The following is a 21,247-nucleotide window of genomic DNA, read 5'->3' on the forward strand; positions in this document are numbered from 1 at the left end:
CTATACAATTAATCCTGTGAATAGAATACCCTTAACTCCGCCTGCTATTGCACCCTTAGCTCATGATGAGACACGGCCTCTGTGGTCTGTTATGATTCCTGTTTACAATTGTGCTGCTTATCTACCTGAAACTTTGAAAAGTGTGTTGATGCAGAGTATAGCAGAGCAGGATATGCAGATAGAGGTGATAGATGATGCCAGTACCGATGCGAATGTAAAGGAGATGGTTGAGCAGATAGGAAAAGGCAGAATTAAATATTATCGGCAGCCGGAGAACATGGGGAGTCTTCGCAATTTCGAAACTTGTATTAACCGTGCCAAGGGAAAACTGGTACACCTGCTTCATGGCGATGATAGAATAAGAAAAGGATACTATCAGGAAATAGGGAAGCTTTTCCAGCGGTACCCTGAAGCAGGAGCAGCTTTCTGCCGGTTCAGTTATATGGATGAGGCCGGCGAAGTTGACTATGTGCAGCCTTTTGAGATGAAAAAGGAGGGAATTCTGCAAAACTGGCTGGTTCGAATTGCAGAAAGGCAGCGAATACAGTATGCCTCTATTGTAGTGCGACGGGAGGTATATGAAAAGTTAGGTAGCTTCTTTGGCATCACGTATGGCGAGGACTGGGAAATGTGGGTAAGAATTGCCAAACACTATCCGGTTGCCTATACACCTACAGTTTTAGCCGATTACCGGAAGCACATAGAGTCTATTTCGAGTCAGAAATTTATGAACGGGCAGTACCTGTCAGACATAGCTTTTGTCATGGAACTGATTCAAGAACATTTACCAGAAGAGCAGCGGGAGGCCGTGCTGGAAAAGTCGAAAATGTGTTTTGCACATTATGGTGTAAGTGTGGCCAACAATATCTGGCACGCCACCCATAACAAACAGAATGTACAGGAACATATAAAGCATACCTTAGATATGCACCGAGGAGGGTTGAGCCTCTATTATAAAATAGCCAAAGTGTATCTTAAAATGATGACCAACCGCATATAATGCAAATTACCAGTACCAACTTTGCAAGAAGCACCCTTTTCTAATTATATTTTAGTTAACATAAATAGCTTAGGCTTTAAAATGGTCTGATTTTGTCTATACTTACGTAGAAGTATTTTATAGTATAAAGTTAGAACTTAAAATGAACCAACTCCTGAAGGAAGTACAGCTAACAGAAGATGAGCTTTTATTAGGCAATGTGGTCTTATACCCAACCGACACGGTGTGGGGAATTGGCTGTGATGCGCTTAATGCAGAGGCTGTAAAAAAAATTTATAAGATTAAGGGGCGTGATGAATCAAAGGCGATGATAGTACTCATGGCCGATGTAAGCATGCTGGAGCGCTATGTACAAGAAGTACCGGAAAATTTTGAAGAAATTCTCCGGACCCAGGAAAGGCCTACCACCTTTGTTTTCTCCGATGCTAAAAATTTTCCGCCTGAACTGGTTTCTGCAGATGGAAGCATAGCCGTAAGAATTCCGAAAGATGATTTCTGCCACCGGTTGCTAATGCAGTTCAGACGCCCGATCGTATCTACCTCAGCCAATGCCAGCGGTGAGCCTACGCCGCAAACCTTTTCTCAAATCTCGGATGAAATAAAAAGCAAAGTGGATTTTATAGTGCGCATCAGGCAGGATGAGGCAGCTCCGGCACAACCCTCCCGTATTATAAAAATAGAAGCAAGTGGGGCTACAAAAATACTAAGGGACTAGGGAGCAGTCCCGAGAAAGTAGCGGTTTCGGTTTATTCGTTTAATTTTGTGCCTCAGGTAGCAAGCCAGTTACTTGAGGCTTTAATTTTTGAAATGAACTTGATACAATTACCACCACATCCCATTTTTGAAGTAGTGGCCGCAGCAGCGGTCGAGCTTGGCGTAGAAGCTTATGTTATAGGCGGATTTGTACGTGACCTTGTGCTGAAGCGGCCTTCAAAAGACATTGATGTGGTATGTGTAGGTAATGGCATAGCACTTGCCGAAAAAGTATCTGCTCTGTTGCCTCACAAACCGAAGGTAGCTGTTTTCAAGAATTTTGGTACGGCTATGCTGCGCGATGGCGAGTGGGAAATAGAATTTGTTGGAGCCCGAAAAGAGTCGTACCGGGAACATTCTAGAAAGCCCGAAGTAGAAGCCGGAACATTGGAAGATGATTTGAAACGGCGCGATTTTACCATTAATGCCCTCGGCATTAGCTTAAATAAGCAAACTTACGGGCAACTGATAGATCGGTTCGACGGGCAAGTCGATATGAGGAAAAAGTTGATCCGGACACCACTTGAGCCCAATATTACTTTTTCTGACGATCCGCTTCGCATGATGCGGGCCATCCGTTTTGCCAGTCAGCTAAGTTTCGACATTTCTCCCGAGACCTTTGATGCTATTATCGACAATAAAGAGCGCATTCGCATAGTGTCGCAGGAGCGTATTACGGATGAGCTAAATAAAATAGTACTTTCGCCGGTGCCATCTTATGGGTTTAAATTACTTTTTGCTTCAGGACTTCTACACCTTATATTTCCAAAAATGACGGAGTTGCAAGGCGTAGAAACTATAAAAGGCAACTCTCATAAAGATAATTTTTACCATACCTTACAAGTTTTAGACAATGTAGCGCAAGTTTCGGATGACCTGTGGCTGCGGTGGGCAGCCATTTTGCACGATATAGCCAAACCAGATACAAAACGCTTTTCGCCAAAGGTGGGCTGGACTTTTCATGGGCACGAGGAGAAAGGCGCGCGCATGGTGCCCAAACTGTTCAAAGACCTGAAACTTCCTCTGAATGAGCACATGCGCTTTGTGCAAAAACTGGTAAGGCTGCACCTGCGGCCAATTGCCTTGGTTAAAGACACCGTTACAGATTCTGCTCTCCGGCGGCTGCTGTTTGAGGCAGGCGACGACATAGACGCGCTGATGAAACTCTGCCGTGCCGACATCACCTCTAAAAATGATACTAAGGTGAAACGCTACTTGCAAAACTTCGACAAAGTAGAGCGCCGGCTGGTAGAGGTGGAGGAAAGTGATAAACTCCGCAATTTCCAACCTGTTATTACTGGTGAAATAATTATGGAAACTTTTGGTTTAAAGCCATCTAAAACCGTAGGTGAGCTAAAGGAAATTCTGACTGAGGCAATTCTCGAAGGTACCGTTAAAAATGAAGCTGGTGAAGCCTTTGCATTCCTTCTTGAGAAAGGGAAGGAAATGGGGCTTCACCAGGTTCACTCATCAAACAACTAAACTAACTCATTAAACTTACTTGCTGTTATAACGATAATATAGAAGCCTTCTATATACTGTAAGGTTGTTTTATTTTGTACTAATGGTAGGTATTGGTGCTGGTGTGGCAGTAAAGTTTTATTTTAAATTGGTTAAATGGGGTAGAGGGGTATTTGGTGTCTACTTGTTATGCAGTATTTAACCCTAAATTCTTCTAATGATTTAGGCCTTTCGGAGCCTTTTTCAGAGATTCAGGACATAGAGCTTTAAAAGTTGAGAGTTGGTAACTAGTTCCTAAACAGCCAATGAAACAGAATATTTTAACTTTCACACCTTCAAGTTTCTAATTTTAAAAGCAGTGTATTGGTTAAATTATTCTAATGAAATTAGCCTTGCGGACCTATTTTAGGCTTGTATTAACTCAGGGTAAACCTTTGCCTACAGCCGTTTAATTTTACCAGCTCCTGACACATCGGTGGTTAAATAGCCTGGAGTGCCGCTATAAGCAATTGAGCTTCCTCCGGAGGCTTCTGCTTTCAGATGGCGGTTGGCGTGTATCTCTGCCTTGCTTGCTCCCGATGCTTCTATTTCGATTTCTTCTACTTTGCAGTTTGCAGCCATCAGTTTACTTGCACCAGATATATCTAGGTCCATACGCTGAGCCTGGCCTGTGAGAGTGGTAGTGGAGGCACCGGAAATGTCCAGTTTTATTCTGTTAGCCTGCAGGTCTACTACCGATTTGGTAGCTCCAGAAAAATACAGGTCCAGCGAGTTGGTTTCTATTCTGCCAATATCTGCTCTTAAGGCCCCGTTGAGCTCCAGTTTTTTTAAGTCCGGTACCGTTATTTGAATGAGTACAGCTTTGCTATCGTTAAATACATTAAAATACTTCTGGCGAGGCTCTATTCGTAATTCAGCATTGCTTTTCGATACTTTCAGTTTTTCCAGTTCGTCCTCGTCGGCCCGTATCTGAAGGTCATACTCGCTGCCTTGCTTTATCTGGAGGTGGTAATTGCCTGATATTTTTATTTTCTCAAAGTCGCTTTCGCTGTAGGATCTAACGTTGCTGCTGTACTCGTCCATGGCAGAGAGCACACTGCTAGCTGTGCCCATCGTTTCCGACGCATTGGCAAACGCAGTAGTATTTACTGTATCTAAGGTGTCGGCCTCGCAGGTGAGGCAGGTGAGGTAATCGCCTTTTGCCTGCCAGGTATTGCGCAGTATTTTTTCGCGGCTGTACTCTACTGCAAACAGGGAGCTTGGCAACATGTTCAGGAAGCTCCTGGTAAGTCTTAAAGGTTTGTCCTGTGGGACAAGCAGCGTTAGGTTCAGCTCCTGGTCGCGGAAGGCAGCCCCTTTTTTAAAGTCAAAGCTGTTATCAAATCGTAGTACCGAATCGCGCTGTACCACCGCGTAGGATATCATTTGGGCATTTCGCCTGGCCTCTGCTTCGTTCCGGCCTTTGGCAGTTACTCGCTGGATCACTTCTATATTATTTCCTGCATGGCTTTTAACGCCTGCAATGTACAGGTTATGGTAATCGAGGTTGGTATTATAAGCATCGAGTGTAACTGTAGCATAAGGAGCAACATTGTATTGCTTTACTATTTCGAGCTCGCCAGATCGCATAAAGTTCTGACTGTAAATCACGATTACAGCAATTAACGAAAACAAGCTTATCAGCCACACCCCGAACAACGACCACCCAACTGTGGAGCGCAGTAGAAAATGCTTGGAGAGAAGCCCGATGGCTAAAAGCATCAGGAGAATAGCCGGAATCAGACCAACCATAAAACCTGCCACCAATCCGAGCCTGGGAAAGCCCTCCATTAGCAGGGAGGCCGGGTAAGCGCCTAACATAAAATTTTCAGGTTCATGTATAAGCCCCATCGATACAAACAGGGAAGTAAATAGAGCAATGGCAATACCGATAGAAATAACCAGCAACATGATTCCTGCACCAATCCGGATGAGCGCGAGCAGGAACAGGAAGATAGGCCCTAGCGCAGAACTTAGAAAGTGAATAAACTGCGAGATGAGGTGGAGTGGGGTTTTAAGTGCTTTTGCTGTGGCGCTGTCGTTGCCGAAGTGGTCTTTCAGGTTGAGGTTATCTTTGAGAGATTGTTCAATGCTTGAAAGTGTTACCGGGTTTCCCTGCATCTGTATTTTCTCAGTAAGTGTACTGGCCTCCGGCACCACAATCCATAGTATAATATAAAGCATAACACCTGCGCCACCTATTAAAATCGACAACAGAAACAGCACCCGAATAATAGTGGTGTCTACTCCGAAAAACTTCGCTATGCCACTTGCAACGCCGCCTAGTTTTTTATCGATCGGGTCCCGGAAAAGCCGCTTTACGTTTGTTTCGGGTAGGTTGTAGTTAACGGGTAGCGCAATCCAAAGGCCGATGTAAATAAATAAACCTCCTACCGAGAAGCTGAAGTTATTATGATGCCAGAAAAGGGAGGTAGTGAACGACACGCCAAATACCAACACAATGAAGAGCAACCTGATCCAGATCGGGTCCACGTTGAGGTAATTGGCAATACCTGCCGCTACGCCAGAAATCATTTTCCTCGACATGTCTCTTGACAGTTTTTTAGGGCCATGCAGAGCCTGGTCGTAAATGGAGGAACTCGCAGGGCCAGCTTCACCTGCCGCGTTGGTGCCATAGCTGCCAGTGCTGTGGTGCTGCTCTTCTTCCAATGGTTCAGAATCAAAATCTGTCACATCACCCATTTGTGTAATCAAGGCTTCCACATCAGCACGGGAAATTACCTGCTTCGATGGAGTAAGACGAGCTGAGAAGATCTCGGCAATGCGAGCCTCAATGTCGGCTACAATCTCATCATGGCCCTCGTAGTTCGAAAAATACGCTTTAATGGAATCGAGGTAGCGGCTAAGCTGCTCGTAACCGTCCTCCTCTATATGAAAGAGGACGCCTTGCAGGTTTATGCTTATGTTCTTTTTCATGATTCCTTCGATTTTTTGTTTTGGATGATGTGTTCAGTTGATGCTACAAGTTCTTGCCATGTTGCCCGTAGCTGCTCCAAGAAGATTCGGCCAGTTTCGGTGAGGGTGTAGTATTTTCGGGGAGGGCCAGAAGATGACTCTACCCAGTTATAGTCCAGGAGCGAGGCGTTTTTGAGGCGTGTCAGCAAAGGGTAGAGAGTCCCTTCCACCACAATCATTTTGGCCGCTGTTAACTCCTCCAGCATATCCGATGCATATACCTCACCTCTGGAGATAATTTCCAGAATACAGAACTCCAGGATTCCCTTCCGCATCTGCACTTGTGTGTTCTCTACTTTCATGATGCTACTGGTTAATCAATAAGCAAATATAATAAAAGGTACTATGTAACGCAAGGTACTGTGTGTAAAATAATGGAATTATTTTTACTTTGTGTGTTTCGATAAAAAGGATAATTCACATTAATGAGTATTTTTGCGCAAAATAAAGTTTGCTTCACGTCAACTAATTAACCTTGGGAGGTGTTAGAGTTTCAATTTTGAACTAGATAAGCGTTTCCTGAAATGCAAAATGATTAACCCGTACCTGCCTCTATGTTAAAATTTACCCTGAAATGTTTTTTTGCAGTCTTGTTAGTCTGGAGTTGGACCTCCTCACAGGCACAGGTTTCTACCCCCAAGTACAGTAATGAATTTCTGAACATAGGTATTGGTGCACGTGCCCTGGGTATGGGTAATGTGCAGGCTGCTCTGGCCGACGATGCTACTGCTGGTTACTGGAACCCGGCAGGCCTGCTGCGCATGCAAAACAAGTATAATGTGGCTCTGATGCACTCTGAGCTTTTTGCCGGAATCGCTAAAAACGATTATGGCAGCTTTGCCATGGGCTTGGATAGCACCAGTGCCCTTGCCTTATCGGTTATCAGGCTTGGTGTAGACGATATTGCTGATACCAGAAGGCTTCAGAATGAGTTTGGTTACATTCAGTACGACAGCATCCGGTTCTTCTCGGTGGCAGATTATGCTTTCCTGCTTTCTTATGCTAAAAAGAGCAACCTTATTAAAGGACTCCAGTTGGGGGCTAATGCCAAAGTAATCTATCGGAATGTTGGGGAGTTCGCCAATGCCTGGGGCTTTGGGCTTGATGCCGGCGCCCAGTTGCAGCGTGGTACCTGGCAGTTTGGGATCATGGCCAAAGATATTACCACCACCTTTACCGCCTGGACTCATAATGTGGAGGCTTTGGAAGAGGCCTACCTGCAAACCGGCAACGACCTGCCCGAGAACACAGCTGAGCTTACCTTGCCGCGCGTGGTTTTAGGCCTAGGCAAAACTTTCCATTTCACCGACAAGCTGAGAGCTCTTATAGCTACCGATGTTGATTTTACTTTCGATGGCAAGCGTAATGTGCTGGTTAAAACTGATGTAGTGTCAATAGATCCGCATGTAGGACTTGAGCTGGCTTATGCCAACACAGTGTTTGTCCGCGGTGGCATAAACAACTATCAGGAAAACAGGAATTTTAACGGCGGCACCTCTCAACGAATGCAGCCAAACTTCGGCGTTGGGCTCAAAACCAATGGCCTAAATATAGATCTTGCCTTATCGCGCATCAACGATAGTGAGAGTAATGCTGTTGCCGGAGCCAATATTTCCTCCGTTATAGTATCCCTTGGCTACGCCTTTAATTAATTCACCGTTAAGTTTTTCGATTAAAATGAGTTTTAATCTTTTCACAAAGGGTTTCCTGCTTACGCTGGTGCTTGTATGTTGTTTTACAGCTTTTAATGCCAAGGGTCAGGGTGTTTATGGGAACGAGTGGATCAATTATTCCCAGCCATATTACAAAATTAAAGTAGTTAACACAGGCCTTCATCGTCTCAACTTTGCTCTGCTCGACAGTATGGGCTTGTCTTCCGTAGACCCGAGGCATTTTCAACTATTCAGGAGAGGTAAAGAAGTCTCTATTTATGTAGCCGGAGAAGAAACAGGTCAGCTGGGTCCTCAAAGTTATATTGAGTTCTTTGGCGAACGCAACGATGGCGCAATGGACCGGGAGTTGTATAAAAACCCCGCTCACCAGGTGAGCCAGTATCATAGCCTTTATACAGACACTTCTACCTACTTCCTGACATATTCTCCTCAAGGTGGCAAGCGCATGCGTGTTATTAATCCGGCTGTAGATGGGCGTAGTCCAGAGCCTTACCATTTGCAGAAGGTGGTTTTTACCGCACCTGAAAGGTACTATTATGGTAAATTCTATGCTGACAACAAAATGTCGTGGATGGATGAAGGCGAAGGCTATTTTTCCCACTCATCTCGAAATATTAAGAATTATACCATAACAGGTATTACAAATGTTGAAAGTTCCGGACCCAAACCTATACTAGACTATGGAGTAGGAACCGTTAATAATATTCTCCATTTATTCGTGATTAAGGCTGGTACTGCCACAAATTCACTTAGACAGGTATCTCCTGAACTTCAGGTGAATGGCTATAGCGCTTTGGTAGGGAAATCTCAATTAGAATTTAATGATATTAACCTGGCGCAAAGTAGGTTTATTTTTCAGACTGACCCAGGAGGTAGAGATGCAAATCAGGTTAGCCTTTCTTTCTGTAGATTAACGTTTCCTCAGAAAACCATCTTTTCTGGTAACTCACTAATGATTTACACAGATTCAACTCGTAGTGCTTTTCCCTACTATGAGTATGCTTCGATGCCCACATCAGTAGTGGCATATGATGTTACAGATACAGGAAATGCTGTAAGAATAGAAGGACATGTGCAAGGTAGTAATAGAAAAGGTTTTGTTATTCCAGATAACCAAACGAGCCGGAAAATTCTGCTGGCTAATACTGCTAATCCTTTTAAACCAGCGGGGAAAATACAACGCATCAACTTCAGGGCCATAGATCCCGATGCACACAATTACCTTATCATCACAAACAAGAGGCTAATGAAGCCTGTGAATGGGAGTTCAATACCTGCTCCAGTAGAGTATGCAGCTTTCAGAGCTTCACAAGCAGGAGGAGGATACGATACATTATTGTTGCACATGGACCAAATTGTGGATCAATTCCATTATGGTGAATATTCTGCTAATTCAGTTCGCCGAATGATGAAGTTTATGTTGACATCCTCCCGGCAAAAGCATTTATTTATTATTGGCAAAGGCTTGAAATATGCAGGGGACGAATATAATTGGACAATATATCCAGGCAAATTCAGCTACTATCAGGTTGGTGCCCGGCATCCAAAGGTATATGAGATGGATTTGGTGCCTACGGGGTTGGCGCCAGTGTCGGATGTATTTTTTACAGCAGATTTTCATAACTCCTCCTATGTGCCTCAAGTTCCTACCGGGCGATTAGCAGTCACAAAACCCGAGAGCATTATTCATTATTTAAATAAGGTAAAAGAGTATGAAGCCCTGCCGGAGGCGCTTCCGTGGCGGAAGAACATCTTGCAACTGGGTGGAGGAAAGCAAACAAATGAGATTACTCAAATTTCCTCTTATTTGCGCAACTATGCCCAAATCGCGAAGGGGCCCTTTTTGGGTGCCAATGTTCTGGAGAAGTACCGGCAAAATGTAAGTGAGGTGGTAGAAAGTGTAAATGTATCGGAAGAGGTAAATGCAGGGTTATCGCTGATTACTTTTTTTGGACACAGTGCACCTGGTACTACAGATCTTGATATAGGCTTTGTGTCGAGTGCCGTAATGGGGTACCGAAACAAAGGTCGCTATCCAATTATGATTATGAATGGCTGTAATGCCGGCGATGCTTTTATTCCAGGAAATATTTCTTTTGGAGAAGATTGGCTACATACTCCGGATAAAGGAGCGGTGGCCTTTATGGCCCATGCGGAGGCCGGTTATGCAAACTTTCTAAACTTGTATTCCTCAAATATTTATGCGACTGCTTTTCAGGACCCTAATTTTTATGGAAATTCTATAGGTCAGATTCAGCAGGAAGCAATCAGGAGAGTTACCAGAAATACCAGCAGCGATATAGCTGTTGCCATGGTAACTCAAATTGTGTTGCAGGGTGACCCAGCTATCAAGCCATATTCTCCGGCAAAACCAGACTATCTTTTTGTAGATGGTGAGGTAAGCCTGGCAGCAACAGATGGCGGCTTACTGACAGCTGCGACAGAAAATTTTATTATTGACTTGGGTGTAAATAACCTTGGCAAAGCCGTGCCAAATTCAATTAAGGTGTCGGTAAAAAGAACTTTGTCGGATAACACCGTGCTAACTATTGATTCTATTAAAGTCAAGCCAATATTAAATAAAGATCGAGTTCAGTTGAACATTGAAAATACCGGGGTTGCCTCTATGGGTATGAATACATTTGAAGTTACCCTTGATCCTGAAAATGAGATAGAAGAACTTAATAAAGAAAATAACATAATTCGCTTCCAGCATTTCTTTCCGATAAATGGTTTACTTGTACTTAGCCCAGTGGATTATAGTGTGGTGAATACAAATAGAGTTAAACTCACCATACAAGCCACCGGCCAGGATAGTAAAGGAAAAGGGTATTACTTTGAGATAGATACTACACAGGCTTTTAATAGCAGCCTGAAACAAACGTTTACGGCTCAAAATACTATTTTGCCGTCGTGGGAGGTTTCGTTGCCCACTATAAATAGTGGAAAAGACAGCACTGTATACTATTGGCGTGCTCGATTTCAGCAATATGAAGCCGGTGAAGATACGTTATGGGCGGCCAGCTCCTTCCGTTACATAGCAAATGGAACTCCGGGATGGTCGCAAAGCCATTATGGGCAATTTACTAAGGCCGTAACAGTAGATATAGAGAACAAAGGAGCTGAATCATTAGCCTGGGAATTTAATCCAACTCAGTCAGTTGTTGAGATTAGAACTGTTGGAGGCGATATACGATTTAGTCTTCCAACCTATGGAATGTATGTTAATCTACACGAAATGGAAGCCAGGTGCGGTAGTCCACATGCATCCGCTGTGCCACGGCTATATTTTATGGTCTTCAACGATATAACATTGGAGGCCATGACAGATATTCCAGGTCAAACAGGCTGCTCGGCGGACCCTCATGTATTCGAATTTGGTGATTTAAGAACTGCGGCTAATATAGCGAAAGTAGAAGCATTTTTGAAGGCAATACCAGCCAATCAGCATGTTGCTGTAATGAGTGTGAATAACGTGCCTTTTAGCAATTTCTCAGCCACCTTACGGGCAGCTTTCAGAGGCATTGGATCTTCCCTGATCGATAATTTACAGACTGGGTATCCGTTTGCGATGGTTGGGCGGAAAGGCGCGGCTCCAGGAACTGCACAAGAGGTGTCTGCATCGGCAGAAGACGAAACCCCGGCTACCTCCCAGGCGGCAGTGCTGCGGGTTACCTTGGAATCCAAAAGGCCAGCTGGAACTATAACTTCATCTATAATAGGGCCTGCTCAGAAGTGGGGCAGCGTTTTCAGCGATATTAAGCGCCTTAGCAGTGGCGACCAGTTTAAACTACGGGTACATGGCATAACATCAACTGGTGAGCAGCAAGAGCTAGAGGCAAGTTCCTCCGAAAGAACGATTGATCTGACCAGTATAAATGCAACTGAGTATCCTTACCTGCAGCTTTCTGCCTTTCTGGCAGATACTGCGGCACGTACAGCTCCACAGCTAAAGCAGTGGATGGTGCAGTATGAAGGTGCACCAGAAGGAGTTATAAGGCCTGACCTTGTAAAGGTGAGCGAAGAGATCCTGACGCAACAGGCCCTTAACGGCTCTATTACTGTGCCAATGGCCTTTCAGAACGTTTCAGATGTCGCATTCAAAGATTCGCTTACGGTAGAGATTACGGTAACAGGCGATGGAATGCAACCAACGAAGTCGCAGCTCAAAATTGCACCTTTAGCGGCGAACCAAATAGCTCACTTCAATTATACCATGTCTACACTAGCACTTAGTGGAGCTTATAAAGTAAGTATATATGTAAATCCGAGAATACTGCTGGAGCAGCAATATTACAACAACATATTTGAGGTACCCTTTAACGTTAAACCTCGCTTGCAGCCTATTGTGAACGTAGCCTTCGATGGTATTCATATTCTGGATGGGGAGCTTGTATCGCCGAGCCCCTTGATCAGTATTACTGTGAAAGACGAAAACAGGCACAGTTTTTTGCAAGATCCTGCTAGTATGTCGTTGGTGCTAGTAAATGAAGCTGGCGTGGAAACGGATGTGGAGTTAATGGGTAACCCGCAGGAGGTACGATACTATCCTGCCGATGAAAAGAACGATTTTAGGCTGGAGTATAAGCCTACTCTCTTAAATAATGGCATTTATACCATGGAAGTACGAGCGCGTGATGTGGCTGGCATTCCATCGGGCATTTCGCCTTACCGGATTAGCTTTGAAGTGGTAAAAGAATCTACTGTAACCAACTTTTACCCTTTCCCGAACCCTTTCTCTACTAAAACGAATTTTATTTTTACGCTTACCGGAATGACTATTCCGCAGGATCTGAAAATCCAGATTATGACAGTAACCGGTAAAGTAGTGAAAGAAATTATGAAGGAGGAGCTCGGACCAATCCGGATTGGTAATAACAAATCGGAATATGCCTGGGACGGTACAGACACTTTCGGTGATAAGCTGGCCAATGGCGTGTATTTATATCGTGTAGTGATGGGGCAGACGGAAGAAGAGATGAAGCATCGCGCGACTGCCGGTGATAAGGCGTTTAAGAATGGCTACGGTAAGTTGTATATTCTGAGATAACTGCAAGAGCTAAAAAAAGAGGCTATCTTATTTGAGATAGCCTCTTTTTTTAGCTCTTGCAGTGCCTGAAACCCTTAGTCGGTACGATGAAACCTTGTTGGTGAAACCGACAACATACCTCTTGAAGGTCATTTTCATTAGAATAATTTACTTAATGTGCTGATGTGCTAAATTGGAAATGGAGAGCCTAGGTTCACAGTGTCCGCAGCTCCTATAAATATCTTGGCAATTAGAAGAAAAGAGGATGCTTGTTAAAAAAATCTTGCCGCTTAAATTAGGCCTAAGTCTAATTTCACAAAAAGCCTCCGAGAGGCTGTTTTCATTAGAATAATTTGCCGGCCTACCTTGCTAAAGATGAAGCCCAATGCCCCACTCTATGACATAAGCCTTTTTAGTATGCGCCACTAGCATAACATTAGCCGATACATAATCTGTGAGCAGGTGTTTGAGGCCGTATCGTTGATAATTGCTGGGAAACAACCCTGTTGGTTCATGCAAATAATGGCCAAACTGAAAAAAGAAGGAGGTACGGTCAAAGTGCAACTCATGCCCAAGGGTAATACCAAACATTCTGGGATCCGTTTCTTCTTCAGGCCAGGGCAAAAGTGCATTCGGAAATTCTTTGGTAAGAGCTACATCATGGAAAGCATCGGCGCCTAACAAGATACTGTTGGTTCTGGAAACCTGCTTGCTGGCATACAATGATACAGAACGCACAGTGGTTTTTACGTCTTCATATAGCACCTCTCTTCTGCCCATGGCCAGCTTCAGGTTCAGGCGAAGTCTTCTATCCGGATAAACAGACAAGCTATCGGAGGCAGGAAGAAGCCTGACTTCTCTGGGCTGGTAGCGTAGCCCCAGGCCAACCAGCGGAAAGTTCATGCCATTGTTCGGTTTGTTTAGGCCGCCATTAGAAAAATGCCGGAAAGCCAGGTGCGTGTTCAGAAACAGTTTATCGTTGAGTTGGTGTTCGTAGCGTATGCCGCCAATCAAGGCAAAGCAAAACTGGCTGCCAATGGCCATGTTGCGTTCGTTTACACCTGTTATATAATGTTTAGTAGAGTATACCAGGCCAGAGCCAAGACTAAATCGCAGGTTGCCATTGCTAGTTTTTACCAAGGAGTTATCTAGAGAAGCCGTAAGCGAAAAGGCCTCACCCAGTTCTTCTGCAAGGCCATAATTATAGTAGCCAAAGGCAAAGTTTAATTGCGGATGCCTGTATTTTCTTTCCCAGGGGCGCTTGCCGATAGTATGCCGGTTGGCATAAAGCTCTATGCTGTACGGATGAGTAAAATTCAGAACGGACAAGCCACTGCGGTACCGAAACAGGGCTCCATAATGAGCGTTTGCCCCAAACGACCATGGTTCCTTTTCATCGGCTTCGGAGTTTTGTGCAGAAAGATCGGAGGCAGAAGTAGCAATAAGCCACATTGCTAGTAAACAAAAGCGAACAGCTTTGGGTAAGAACAAGGGTGCAGGAAAAATCACGGGTAAGGCTTCTGGTGCTACAATTCCTGTACAATTAACATAATTACTTTTTAACCACCTAATGGTCTGCTCTTCATATCTTTTTTATTCCCACCCATTTCCTCTGCACCGAAATAAAACATAGCCTCATTTCTTGTTCTGTTGTTATCTGCGATGGTATTCTGTAAAACTGTAGGCGTATTTATTTTTCTCGTCGGGCTCATGCCGCTCTGTTGCCTGCAGCTTCCATTCGCTTTCGCGTAGCTCCGGGAAATAAGTATCTCCCTCAAAATGGTGGTGGACGCGGGTAAGGTAAATGGTGTCGGTGTAGGAGAGGGCTTGGCGGTAAATTTCAGCACCGCCTATAATGCAAATTGTTTCGTCAATTTCGCGTGCCTTGTCTATAGCCTCCTGCACGGAGTGTACCACCACGCAACCTTCCGCTTTGTAATCAGGCTGTGTGGTAATAATAATAGAAGTACGCCCAGGCAATGGCTTACCGATAGACTCATACGTTTTGCGGCCCATCAGTATGGGGTGACCCATAGTGATAGTCTTAAAATGACGCAAATCGGCAGGGAGGTGCCAGATCAGCTTATTGTCTTTGCCTATTACCTGTTGCTCATCGGCTGCTACTACTATGGCTATCATGTGGCTAAATGGTAAAGTTAAATCCTCGTAAAAAGTCGCTTAGCTGCATTCGTTTCTTTCCTTCCATCTGCAAATCGTGTATGGCTAACATATTATCAGCGGTCTGCACGTGCAGATAAGTTTTGTTATCGGTTTTGATCTGGCCTGGTTCCAGGCCTTCGGCGGTTCCTGAGAGCACTTCCGTTTTAAAAATTTTAAAGGTTTTGCCTTGCAGGCGGGTCCAGGCAGCAGGGTAGGGGGAGAGGCCCCTGATAAAGTTACGTACCTGCACGGCCGGCTGGTTCCAATTAATCTCGCAGGTTTCTTTGAAGATTTTCGGCGCATGCTTATGGCCATCGGCATGCTGTTGGGGCTGTGCCTCTACAGGTCCTTGCTCAATGGCACGAACGGTTTTTAAGGCAAGCTTTGCTCCTTCATGCTTCAACTTCTCGTAAACAGATCCAAAATCATCTTCTTCCAGAATGGGCAGCTTTTCCTGAAACAGCATATCTCCGGTATCTATTTCGTGCTTTAAGAAAAATGACGTTACGCCTGTTTCTTTTTCGCCGTTTATAATGGCCCAGTTAATTGGCGCCGCGCCTCTGTACTGCGGCAAAAGTGAGCCATGTATGTTAAAAGATCCTAGTTCCGGCATGCTCCACACCACCTCCGGCAACATCCGGAAGGCCACAATTATTTGCAGGTTAGCTTTGTAGCTGCGCAGCTCTTCCAGAAAACTTTCGGCCTTCAGGTTAGTTGGCTGCAGCACCGGAATCTGCTGCGATACAGCATACTCCTTTACCGGTGACTGGTGCAGTTTTTGGCCACGGCCTGCCGGTTTATCAGGGGCGGTAATAACGGCTACTACATTATAACCGTTTTCAACAAGTATTTGCAGTGTGGGCACGGCAAAATCGGGCGTGCCCATAAATACAATGCGTAGTTCCTGGGGCATAGTTTTATTCAAAGTCTGGGTATAGTAAATAGCGTTTCCGCATTTTTTTGTAGTTAGCGAGAGCTGGCTGCCAGCTGGCCCTGATTTCGGCCTCTGTCTTGCCTGCTTTTACCTGCTCCTGTAGCGAGGCATTGCCCGCCAGTTTGTTGATAAAGTTGCTGGGCAGAAAGAACTTGTCCTGGTTGGTGGAGTTATGGTACATCTCCAGCAGGTAAGCCAGGGTAAACGGCTGTCCCTCGTCTGCTTTGGTAAGGTCCAGACCATAGCAGGTTTTCCCTTTATGCGGTGGGTCCTGTGCTCCAGGCATGCTCTGGGGAGTAAAAGAGAAGTCTTTTTTCTTATAAAACGGACTGCCTATCAACTGGAATGGCGTTGTAGTGCCCCGGCCCACACTTACATTGGTTCCCTCAAATAAACCCAGCGATGGGTACAGGAGAATTGCCTGCGCATTAGGCAAGTTAGGTGAAGGCCGCACGGGCAACTGGTATTTTGTTTTGTGGGTGTATCCGGCAACGGGTATCACAGTAAGCTGACATTGCCGTTGCCCGGCCAGCCACTTTTCGCCATTAATCATATTGGCCAGCTCGCCAACTGTAAGCCCATGCACCAGCGGAATCGGGTGCATGCCTACAAAAGATGTAAACTCTTTTTTCAGTTCCAGCACCGGCCCGTCTATGTAGTATCCATTTGGGTTAGGACGGTCCAGTACGAGCAGCGGTTTATTGTTTTCGGCCGAGGCCTCCATAATATAATGCATCGTGCTGATGTAGGTATAAAAGCGGACGCCTACATCCTGAATATCAAAAACCAGAACATCCACGTTCTGTAGCTGTGCCGGCAGTGGCTTTTTATTGTTTCCGTAGAGGGAGATAATGGGAAGCCCTGTTTTGGTATCTTTAGCATCTTTTACATGGGCACCGGCATCGGCATCGCCGCGGAACCCGTGCTCAGGCGCAAATATGGTGGTAATGTTAATACCGTGGCTCAGCAGCGAATCTACTATGTGCGTTTGGCCAATAACGGAAGTCTGGTTCACCACCAGGCCCACACGCTTCCCTTGCAGTTGTTTGAGGTAACGGCTGGTTTGAGCGGCACCTGTTTGTAAAGGGAGGGCTGCTGGTGTTTGTGACGCGGCTGCCTCTACCGGTGTGGTTTGGGATGTGCTGGTGCTGTCGGAGCCTTGCTTGGGCGAGCAGTTAAAGAGCCCGAGCAGGAGTGAAGAATAAAGTATAACAAGTTGCTGTATCATCGTAATAGGGTAGAAGTCAAATTTCATACCTATCTTTAAGGCTGTTTAAAACAAGGTGCGTGAACATTTCTAAGTACATATCCGATAAAATATCAGAAGTGCAGGCCGGCTCCTTTACGTCGTCGGTCACAAAAATAGCAATTATAAGCATAGCCGCAGGCATTGCCATCATGATTGTGTCATTTGCCATTCTGGAAGGCTTCCGGAATGAGATCCGTGCCAAGATTTTCAGCTTCGGGGCTCACCTGCAGATCAGCAAGTATGATACGAACAATTCCTACGAAGGTGCACCCATCAGCATTTATACCGGCATAAACTCAACCGACGACATAGCGGGCATTGCCGGCATTCAGGCCTTTGCCCGCAAAACGGCTATTATCAAAACCGAAAACGAAGTACTGGGGGTGGTGCTGAAAGGTGTAGACAAAAACTATAACCTGCAATCGATGCAGCAAAACCTGGAAGAGGGGCAACTAGTGACCTTTTCTGACACAGCTTCTTCTAAAGACGTAATGCTAAGCCGCCGGATTGCCAGCAAACTCGACCTAAAAGTAGGCGACGAGGCTATATTTTATTTTATTCAGAACCCGCCCCGGGCACGGAAGCTGAAGGTGACAGGTATTTTTAACACGGGCCTGGAGGAGTTCGACGAAGTTTTTGTGATCGGTGACCTGCAGCTGGTGAGGGAGCTCAACAATTGGCCCGACACGCTGGTAGGCGGGGTAGAAATTATGCTCAAAGATTTTGAACAGATAGACCCGATAGCAAACCAGGTGTTCGACCAGATGAACTATGACCTGCAGCTCGAGAAGATAACCGACCGGCACGCTCAGCTATTTGATTGGCTGCAACTGCTCCGCAAAAACGTGATCATCTTCCTGATCCTGATCATTTTTGTGGCGACGTTCAACATGGTTTCTACTGTATTTATCATGATTATTGAGCGCATCAACATGATCGGCGTACTGAAGGCTGTAGGTGCCACGGATGCGCAGATCAGGCAGGTGTTTATTTTCAGAGGCTTAAAGTTAACGCTAAAGGGGCTGCTCTGGGGGAACGTGATCGGGCTGGGTTTTTGTGTGCTGCAATACTACTTTAAAATAATTCCGCTCGACCCTGAGAACTACTACATGAACACAGTGCCGATCAGCTGGAACTTTAGTGTGATTGTGGTGCTAAACGTGCTTACGTTGGTGCTTACTATGCTAGCCATTTTAATACCAGCTGCCATGGTTGCCCGCATCAAACCTGTTAAGGCTATTAAGTTCGACTAAGCTATTTTGGAAGTGTTCATAATCCGGAAGTACCCAAAATGGCTCGGAAGGCCCTTTTTATTAGAATAATTTGCAAGACTGCTCTCGGGTAGAAATAAAAATTAACTTAAAGAAAAAGCTCTAAAGCTGGTGCAGGCATTGTTCCTGTACCAGCTTTAGAGCTTATATATGGGCTGCATAAAACAGTTATAAAAGGATGAAGACCTACAAAAAAAGCACGTGAAGTTTGTCTTTCATCCAGCGTGTTTTATCTGGCTTTTACCTCCGGAAGGATTTTTTATTAGCCTAATTTATAGAGAAGAGGTAGCTCTGGAAAAGCTATTGCACACTTATTACTTCGTGCTTTTGTAGCGGAGCCGGCATTTTTACGCCATTTTCTTCAAATGCTATTTTAATGCGCTCGTTCATTTCCCAGTTTAGCGGCCAGAACTCTTCTTTTTTGGCCCAAAGCCGGAGCGTAATAGTAAGAGAGTATTCCGTAAACTCTGTAACTCCCATAAAAGGAGCCGGTTCCTGCAAAATACGAGGGTCGGAGTTTATAATATCCCAAAGCATTTGCTTTACCTCCCCCACATTGTTGCGCGGACTGATGGCCAGCTTCAGCTCCATCCGCCGGGTTGGCTCCACCGAATAATTAATAACGACACTGTTGGCAAGCGGACCGTTCGGGATATAAATGACCTGGTTGTTTCCTGTTTTAATAACCGTATTAAAGATATTGATCAGGTATACGGTGCCTGACTGCCCTTGTGCCTCTATAAAGTCTCCCACTCTAAAAGGCTTGATGGTTAAAATGAGAACGCCACCTGCAAAGTTGGAGAGGCTACCTTGCAAGGCAAGACCAATGGCTAAACCTGCAGAACCTAAAACGGCTATAAAGGAGGTCATTTCAACACCCAGTTGTGCAATTACGAGTATCAGGAGCAGGATGCGGAGTGTAATGCCGAGTACATTTTTCAGAAAGGGCCGAAGCGAAATGTCTACCTCCTTCTTCACCATAAGTGCATAAATAAGCTTATTTATGCGGTCAACTGCCCACAAACCGACCAGCAAAGTCAGGACTGCTGAAATCAATTTAATACCGTACACCACAAAAAAATTGCTGACGAAGGTGCTGTACTGCTCAAACTGTAAATAATCTTGCATAATACTTCGTTATAAATTACAATTACAAGGCTGCCGTAGCAGGAACAAGCCTCAAAGATTTGTAAAAAATAAATTATTTACAAGTTTAAGCAAGGTGAGCGCTCTGCAGGATAAGGTTAGGGTCGGGACAAAGTAAGCGGTATTTTTCTTTTTCGGCGGTGGTAGCAACACCCGAAAAATCTCCGGAGTGGTTCTGCATATCGCTGATGACCTGGAAGTGAAGGTGTGGGGGCCAGTCGCCGTTTTCTGGGAATGGTCCTACTTCTGCTATCTGCTCGCCCTTGCTAAAGCGCTTTCCAACAAAAAGTTTGTGTAACGAGGTTCGGCTAAGGTGACCGTATAAGGTATAGAAGGGAATGCCCTCCAGCTCGTGCTGCAGGATGATGGTGGGGCCATAGTCACCGAAATTAGCGTTGTCCTGAAAACTGTGCACTACGGCAGGCAGTGGAGTATAAACTGGAGTGCCAGCCTCAATCCAGATGTCAATGCCTAGGTGCAGGTTCCGGCTTTCGGCAGCCACATCGAAATGGGCGCTGCGGCTATAGATAAACCGGTCTTCGAGGTAGCCGCCAATACCAACAGATGCTCCTTTTTGCAGCAGCATCTGTTGTACGGCATAATGAAATGTTTCTGTGTGGCGCAGGTTCACGTGCTGTAGCGAGGTGTTGCCTTTTGTAAAATCGAGGCGACAAACGGAAGCGGCGTTTAAATCTGCGTTTAGTATCCGTGCAAAGGCAGCATGATGCCGCCTTAGTACAGCACTTAGGTCCGGTGAAGTCATCATAATGGTAGTAGCAGGCGGAAGGGTGACCACCTGAACAGCAAGAGAGAAGAATTAGCTTACTTCTTCTACGGTTTTAACCTCTTCTACCGCTTTGGTAAGCGTTTTAAGACTCTTGGTTTTGCCAAAAAGCTCTTCCGATTTTCTGCTGTAGGCCAGAGCAGCCTCTTGGAGCGTCTCGAAAGTGCCTAGGTTAATACGCTGTTTGTTGTAATGAATAATGGCTCTGTATTTCTGCGCTTCTTTGTGCACACCGCGCACGCCGAGTTTGTTTTCGGTTTTGGCTGTGTTGCGAACAATCTTGCAGAGGGGTGCCCACTCCAGGTTGTCGCGGCGGCAGTCTAGCTTATTGCCATTTTTAAAGTGCACATAAAGCCTGATGTTACTTTCAGGTTTTTCGAGAAGCTGTTCCCCGATTAGTTTGTGCAGGTAAATGGTTTCGTTGCGGTATTTCCCGTTTTTGAGGGGCCAGTTCTTCTGAAAGAAAGCGTAGCCGTTGGAGTGGATGCGTAAGTGCTTTAGAAATTCTATTTGCTGCAGATAGGCATTGTTTTGTATGTACTCGTAAGTGGTGTCATCAACCATTACGGTTTTTTCACAGTTTTTTAGTGTTAGTTTATAAAGCATCAGTATTTAGTGGTTGATAGTAATGAACGGAATTTCTTGGAGTAAAAAAACCAATCTCGGTTACTTATACTGAAATACGAAAAATAGTGCCGTAAAATTGCGAATATTTTTCGTATTCCCAGGCCGTATTTATCAGGCAGACTCTGAATGTACGGAAGAGCATTAG

General features: G+C 45.1%; 15 protein-coding genes. 6 read left to right on the forward strand and 9 right to left on the reverse strand.

Going from position 1 to position 21,247, the window contains the following annotated elements; genetic code table 11:
• Positions 1–91: 91 nt before the first annotated feature.
• The 3 genes from ACMA1I_RS12765 (at position 92) to ACMA1I_RS12775 (ending at position 3,235) form a co-directional block, all read left to right on the forward strand.
• The gene (locus ACMA1I_RS12765; RefSeq protein ID WP_337068829.1) at positions 92–1,000 is read left to right on the forward strand and encodes a glycosyltransferase family 2 protein; all 909 of its coding nucleotides are present in this window, start codon (positions 92–94) and stop codon (positions 998–1,000) included.
• Between the two features lie 142 nt (positions 1,001–1,142).
• Complete coding sequence (locus tag ACMA1I_RS12770) at positions 1,143–1,715, forward strand: L-threonylcarbamoyladenylate synthase (protein ID WP_337068740.1); 573 nt, start codon at positions 1,143–1,145, stop codon at positions 1,713–1,715.
• Between the two features lie 92 nt (positions 1,716–1,807).
• The gene (locus ACMA1I_RS12775) at positions 1,808–3,235 is read left to right on the forward strand and encodes a CCA tRNA nucleotidyltransferase (protein WP_337068741.1); all 1,428 of its coding nucleotides are present in this window, start codon (positions 1,808–1,810) and stop codon (positions 3,233–3,235) included.
• A 417-nt stretch (positions 3,236–3,652) separates the two neighbouring features.
• Here ACMA1I_RS12775 and ACMA1I_RS12780 read toward each other — a convergent pair whose 3' ends face one another.
• Positions 3,653–6,190, reverse strand: a complete 2,538-nt coding sequence (locus ACMA1I_RS12780) for a GIN domain-containing protein (protein ID WP_337068742.1) — start codon at positions 6,188–6,190, stop codon at positions 3,653–3,655.
• Complete coding sequence (locus tag ACMA1I_RS12785) at positions 6,187–6,531, reverse strand: PadR family transcriptional regulator (protein WP_337068743.1); 345 nt, start codon at positions 6,529–6,531, stop codon at positions 6,187–6,189. The genes ACMA1I_RS12780 and ACMA1I_RS12785 overlap by 4 nt, the downstream gene beginning before the upstream one ends.
• A 252-nt stretch (positions 6,532–6,783) precedes the next feature.
• Here ACMA1I_RS12785 and ACMA1I_RS12790 point away from each other — a divergent pair, with 252 nt between their 5' ends.
• Positions 6,784–7,881, forward strand: coding sequence for a PorV/PorQ family protein (locus ACMA1I_RS12790; RefSeq protein ID WP_337068744.1), 1,098 nt, complete (start codon positions 6,784–6,786; stop codon positions 7,879–7,881).
• A 25-nt stretch (positions 7,882–7,906) separates the two neighbouring features.
• Positions 7,907–12,952, forward strand: coding sequence for a C25 family cysteine peptidase (locus tag ACMA1I_RS12795; protein WP_337068745.1), 5,046 nt, complete (start codon positions 7,907–7,909; stop codon positions 12,950–12,952).
• A 348-nt stretch (positions 12,953–13,300) separates the two neighbouring features.
• On the opposite strand, the gene ACMA1I_RS12800 is transcribed toward ACMA1I_RS12795, so the two are convergent.
• The 4 genes from ACMA1I_RS12800 to ACMA1I_RS12815 all read right to left on the reverse strand — a co-directional run bounded on the left by ACMA1I_RS12800 (position 13,301) and on the right by ACMA1I_RS12815 (position 17,253).
• Positions 13,301–14,383 carry an acyloxyacyl hydrolase gene (locus tag ACMA1I_RS12800; protein ID WP_337068746.1) on the reverse strand — a complete coding sequence of 361 codons (1,083 nt, stop codon included), beginning with the start codon at positions 14,381–14,383 and terminating at the stop codon, positions 13,301–13,303.
• A 201-nt stretch (positions 14,384–14,584) separates the two neighbouring features.
• The gene (locus tag ACMA1I_RS12805; protein WP_337068747.1) at positions 14,585–15,070 is read right to left on the reverse strand and encodes a dihydrofolate reductase; all 486 of its coding nucleotides are present in this window, start codon (positions 15,068–15,070) and stop codon (positions 14,585–14,587) included.
• Between the two features lie 4 nt (positions 15,071–15,074).
• Positions 15,075–16,004, reverse strand: coding sequence for a methionyl-tRNA formyltransferase (gene fmt / locus ACMA1I_RS12810; protein ID WP_337068748.1), 930 nt, complete (start codon positions 16,002–16,004; stop codon positions 15,075–15,077).
• Positions 16,005–16,008: 4 nt separating this feature from the next.
• Positions 16,009–17,253: a DUF1343 domain-containing protein gene (locus ACMA1I_RS12815; protein ID WP_337068749.1), complete on the reverse strand. Its 1,245-nt coding sequence runs from the start codon at positions 17,251–17,253 to the stop codon at positions 16,009–16,011.
• A gap of 59 nt (positions 17,254–17,312) precedes the next feature.
• On the opposite strand from ACMA1I_RS12815, the gene ACMA1I_RS12820 reads away from it, so the two are divergent.
• Positions 17,313–18,527 (forward strand): ABC transporter permease, encoded by a 1,215-nt coding sequence (locus ACMA1I_RS12820; RefSeq protein ID WP_337068750.1) that lies wholly within the window; start codon positions 17,313–17,315, stop codon positions 18,525–18,527.
• A gap of 318 nt (positions 18,528–18,845) precedes the next feature.
• Here the strand turns inward: ACMA1I_RS12820 and ACMA1I_RS12825 are convergent, their stop codons facing one another.
• From ACMA1I_RS12825 to ACMA1I_RS12835, 3 genes are all read right to left on the reverse strand, one after another.
• Positions 18,846–19,673, reverse strand: coding sequence for a mechanosensitive ion channel family protein (locus tag ACMA1I_RS12825; protein ID WP_337068751.1), 828 nt, complete (start codon positions 19,671–19,673; stop codon positions 18,846–18,848).
• 85 nt (positions 19,674–19,758) lie between these two features.
• The gene (locus ACMA1I_RS12830) at positions 19,759–20,457 is read right to left on the reverse strand and encodes a peptidoglycan DD-metalloendopeptidase family protein (RefSeq protein ID WP_337068752.1); all 699 of its coding nucleotides are present in this window, start codon (positions 20,455–20,457) and stop codon (positions 19,759–19,761) included.
• A gap of 51 nt (positions 20,458–20,508) precedes the next feature.
• Positions 20,509–21,081, reverse strand: a complete 573-nt coding sequence (locus tag ACMA1I_RS12835) for an HNH endonuclease (RefSeq protein WP_337068753.1) — start codon at positions 21,079–21,081, stop codon at positions 20,509–20,511.
• Positions 21,082–21,247 lie beyond the last annotated feature (166 nt).

The sequence above is a fragment of the Pontibacter sp. 13R65 genome (assembly GCF_047525655.1).
In the GTDB taxonomy this organism is placed as follows: domain Bacteria; phylum Bacteroidota; class Bacteroidia; order Cytophagales; family Hymenobacteraceae; genus Pontibacter.

Excerpts from the sequence above, each read along its gene's own strand:
- ACMA1I_RS12775 (WP_337068741.1), top strand. The coding sequence starts at position 1,808 with ATGAACTTGATACAATTACCACCACATCCCATTTTTGAAGTAGTGGCC.
- ACMA1I_RS12765 (WP_337068829.1), top strand. The coding sequence starts at position 92 with ATGATTCCTGTTTACAATTGTGCTGCTTATCTACCTGAAACTTTGAAA.
- ACMA1I_RS12785 (WP_337068743.1), bottom strand. The coding sequence starts at position 6,531 with ATGAAAGTAGAGAACACACAAGTGCAGATGCGGAAGGGAATCCTGGAG.
- ACMA1I_RS12825 (WP_337068751.1), bottom strand. The coding sequence starts at position 19,673 with ATGCAAGATTATTTACAGTTTGAGCAGTACAGCACCTTCGTCAGCAAT.
- ACMA1I_RS12835 (WP_337068753.1), bottom strand. The coding sequence starts at position 21,081 with ATGCTTTATAAACTAACACTAAAAAACTGTGAAAAAACCGTAATGGTT.
- ACMA1I_RS12800 (WP_337068746.1), bottom strand. The coding sequence starts at position 14,383 with ATGTGGCTTATTGCTACTTCTGCCTCCGATCTTTCTGCACAAAACTCC.
- ACMA1I_RS12770 (WP_337068740.1), top strand. The coding sequence starts at position 1,143 with ATGAACCAACTCCTGAAGGAAGTACAGCTAACAGAAGATGAGCTTTTA.
- ACMA1I_RS12805 (WP_337068747.1), bottom strand. The coding sequence starts at position 15,070 with ATGATAGCCATAGTAGTAGCAGCCGATGAGCAACAGGTAATAGGCAAA.
- ACMA1I_RS12795 (WP_337068745.1), top strand. The coding sequence starts at position 7,907 with ATGAGTTTTAATCTTTTCACAAAGGGTTTCCTGCTTACGCTGGTGCTT.
- ACMA1I_RS12780 (WP_337068742.1), bottom strand. The coding sequence starts at position 6,190 with ATGAAAAAGAACATAAGCATAAACCTGCAAGGCGTCCTCTTTCATATA.
- ACMA1I_RS12830 (WP_337068752.1), bottom strand. The coding sequence starts at position 20,457 with ATGATGACTTCACCGGACCTAAGTGCTGTACTAAGGCGGCATCATGCT.
- ACMA1I_RS12815 (WP_337068749.1), bottom strand. The coding sequence starts at position 17,253 with ATGATACAGCAACTTGTTATACTTTATTCTTCACTCCTGCTCGGGCTC.
- fmt (WP_337068748.1), bottom strand. The coding sequence starts at position 16,004 with ATGCCCCAGGAACTACGCATTGTATTTATGGGCACGCCCGATTTTGCC.
- ACMA1I_RS12790 (WP_337068744.1), top strand. The coding sequence starts at position 6,784 with ATGTTAAAATTTACCCTGAAATGTTTTTTTGCAGTCTTGTTAGTCTGG.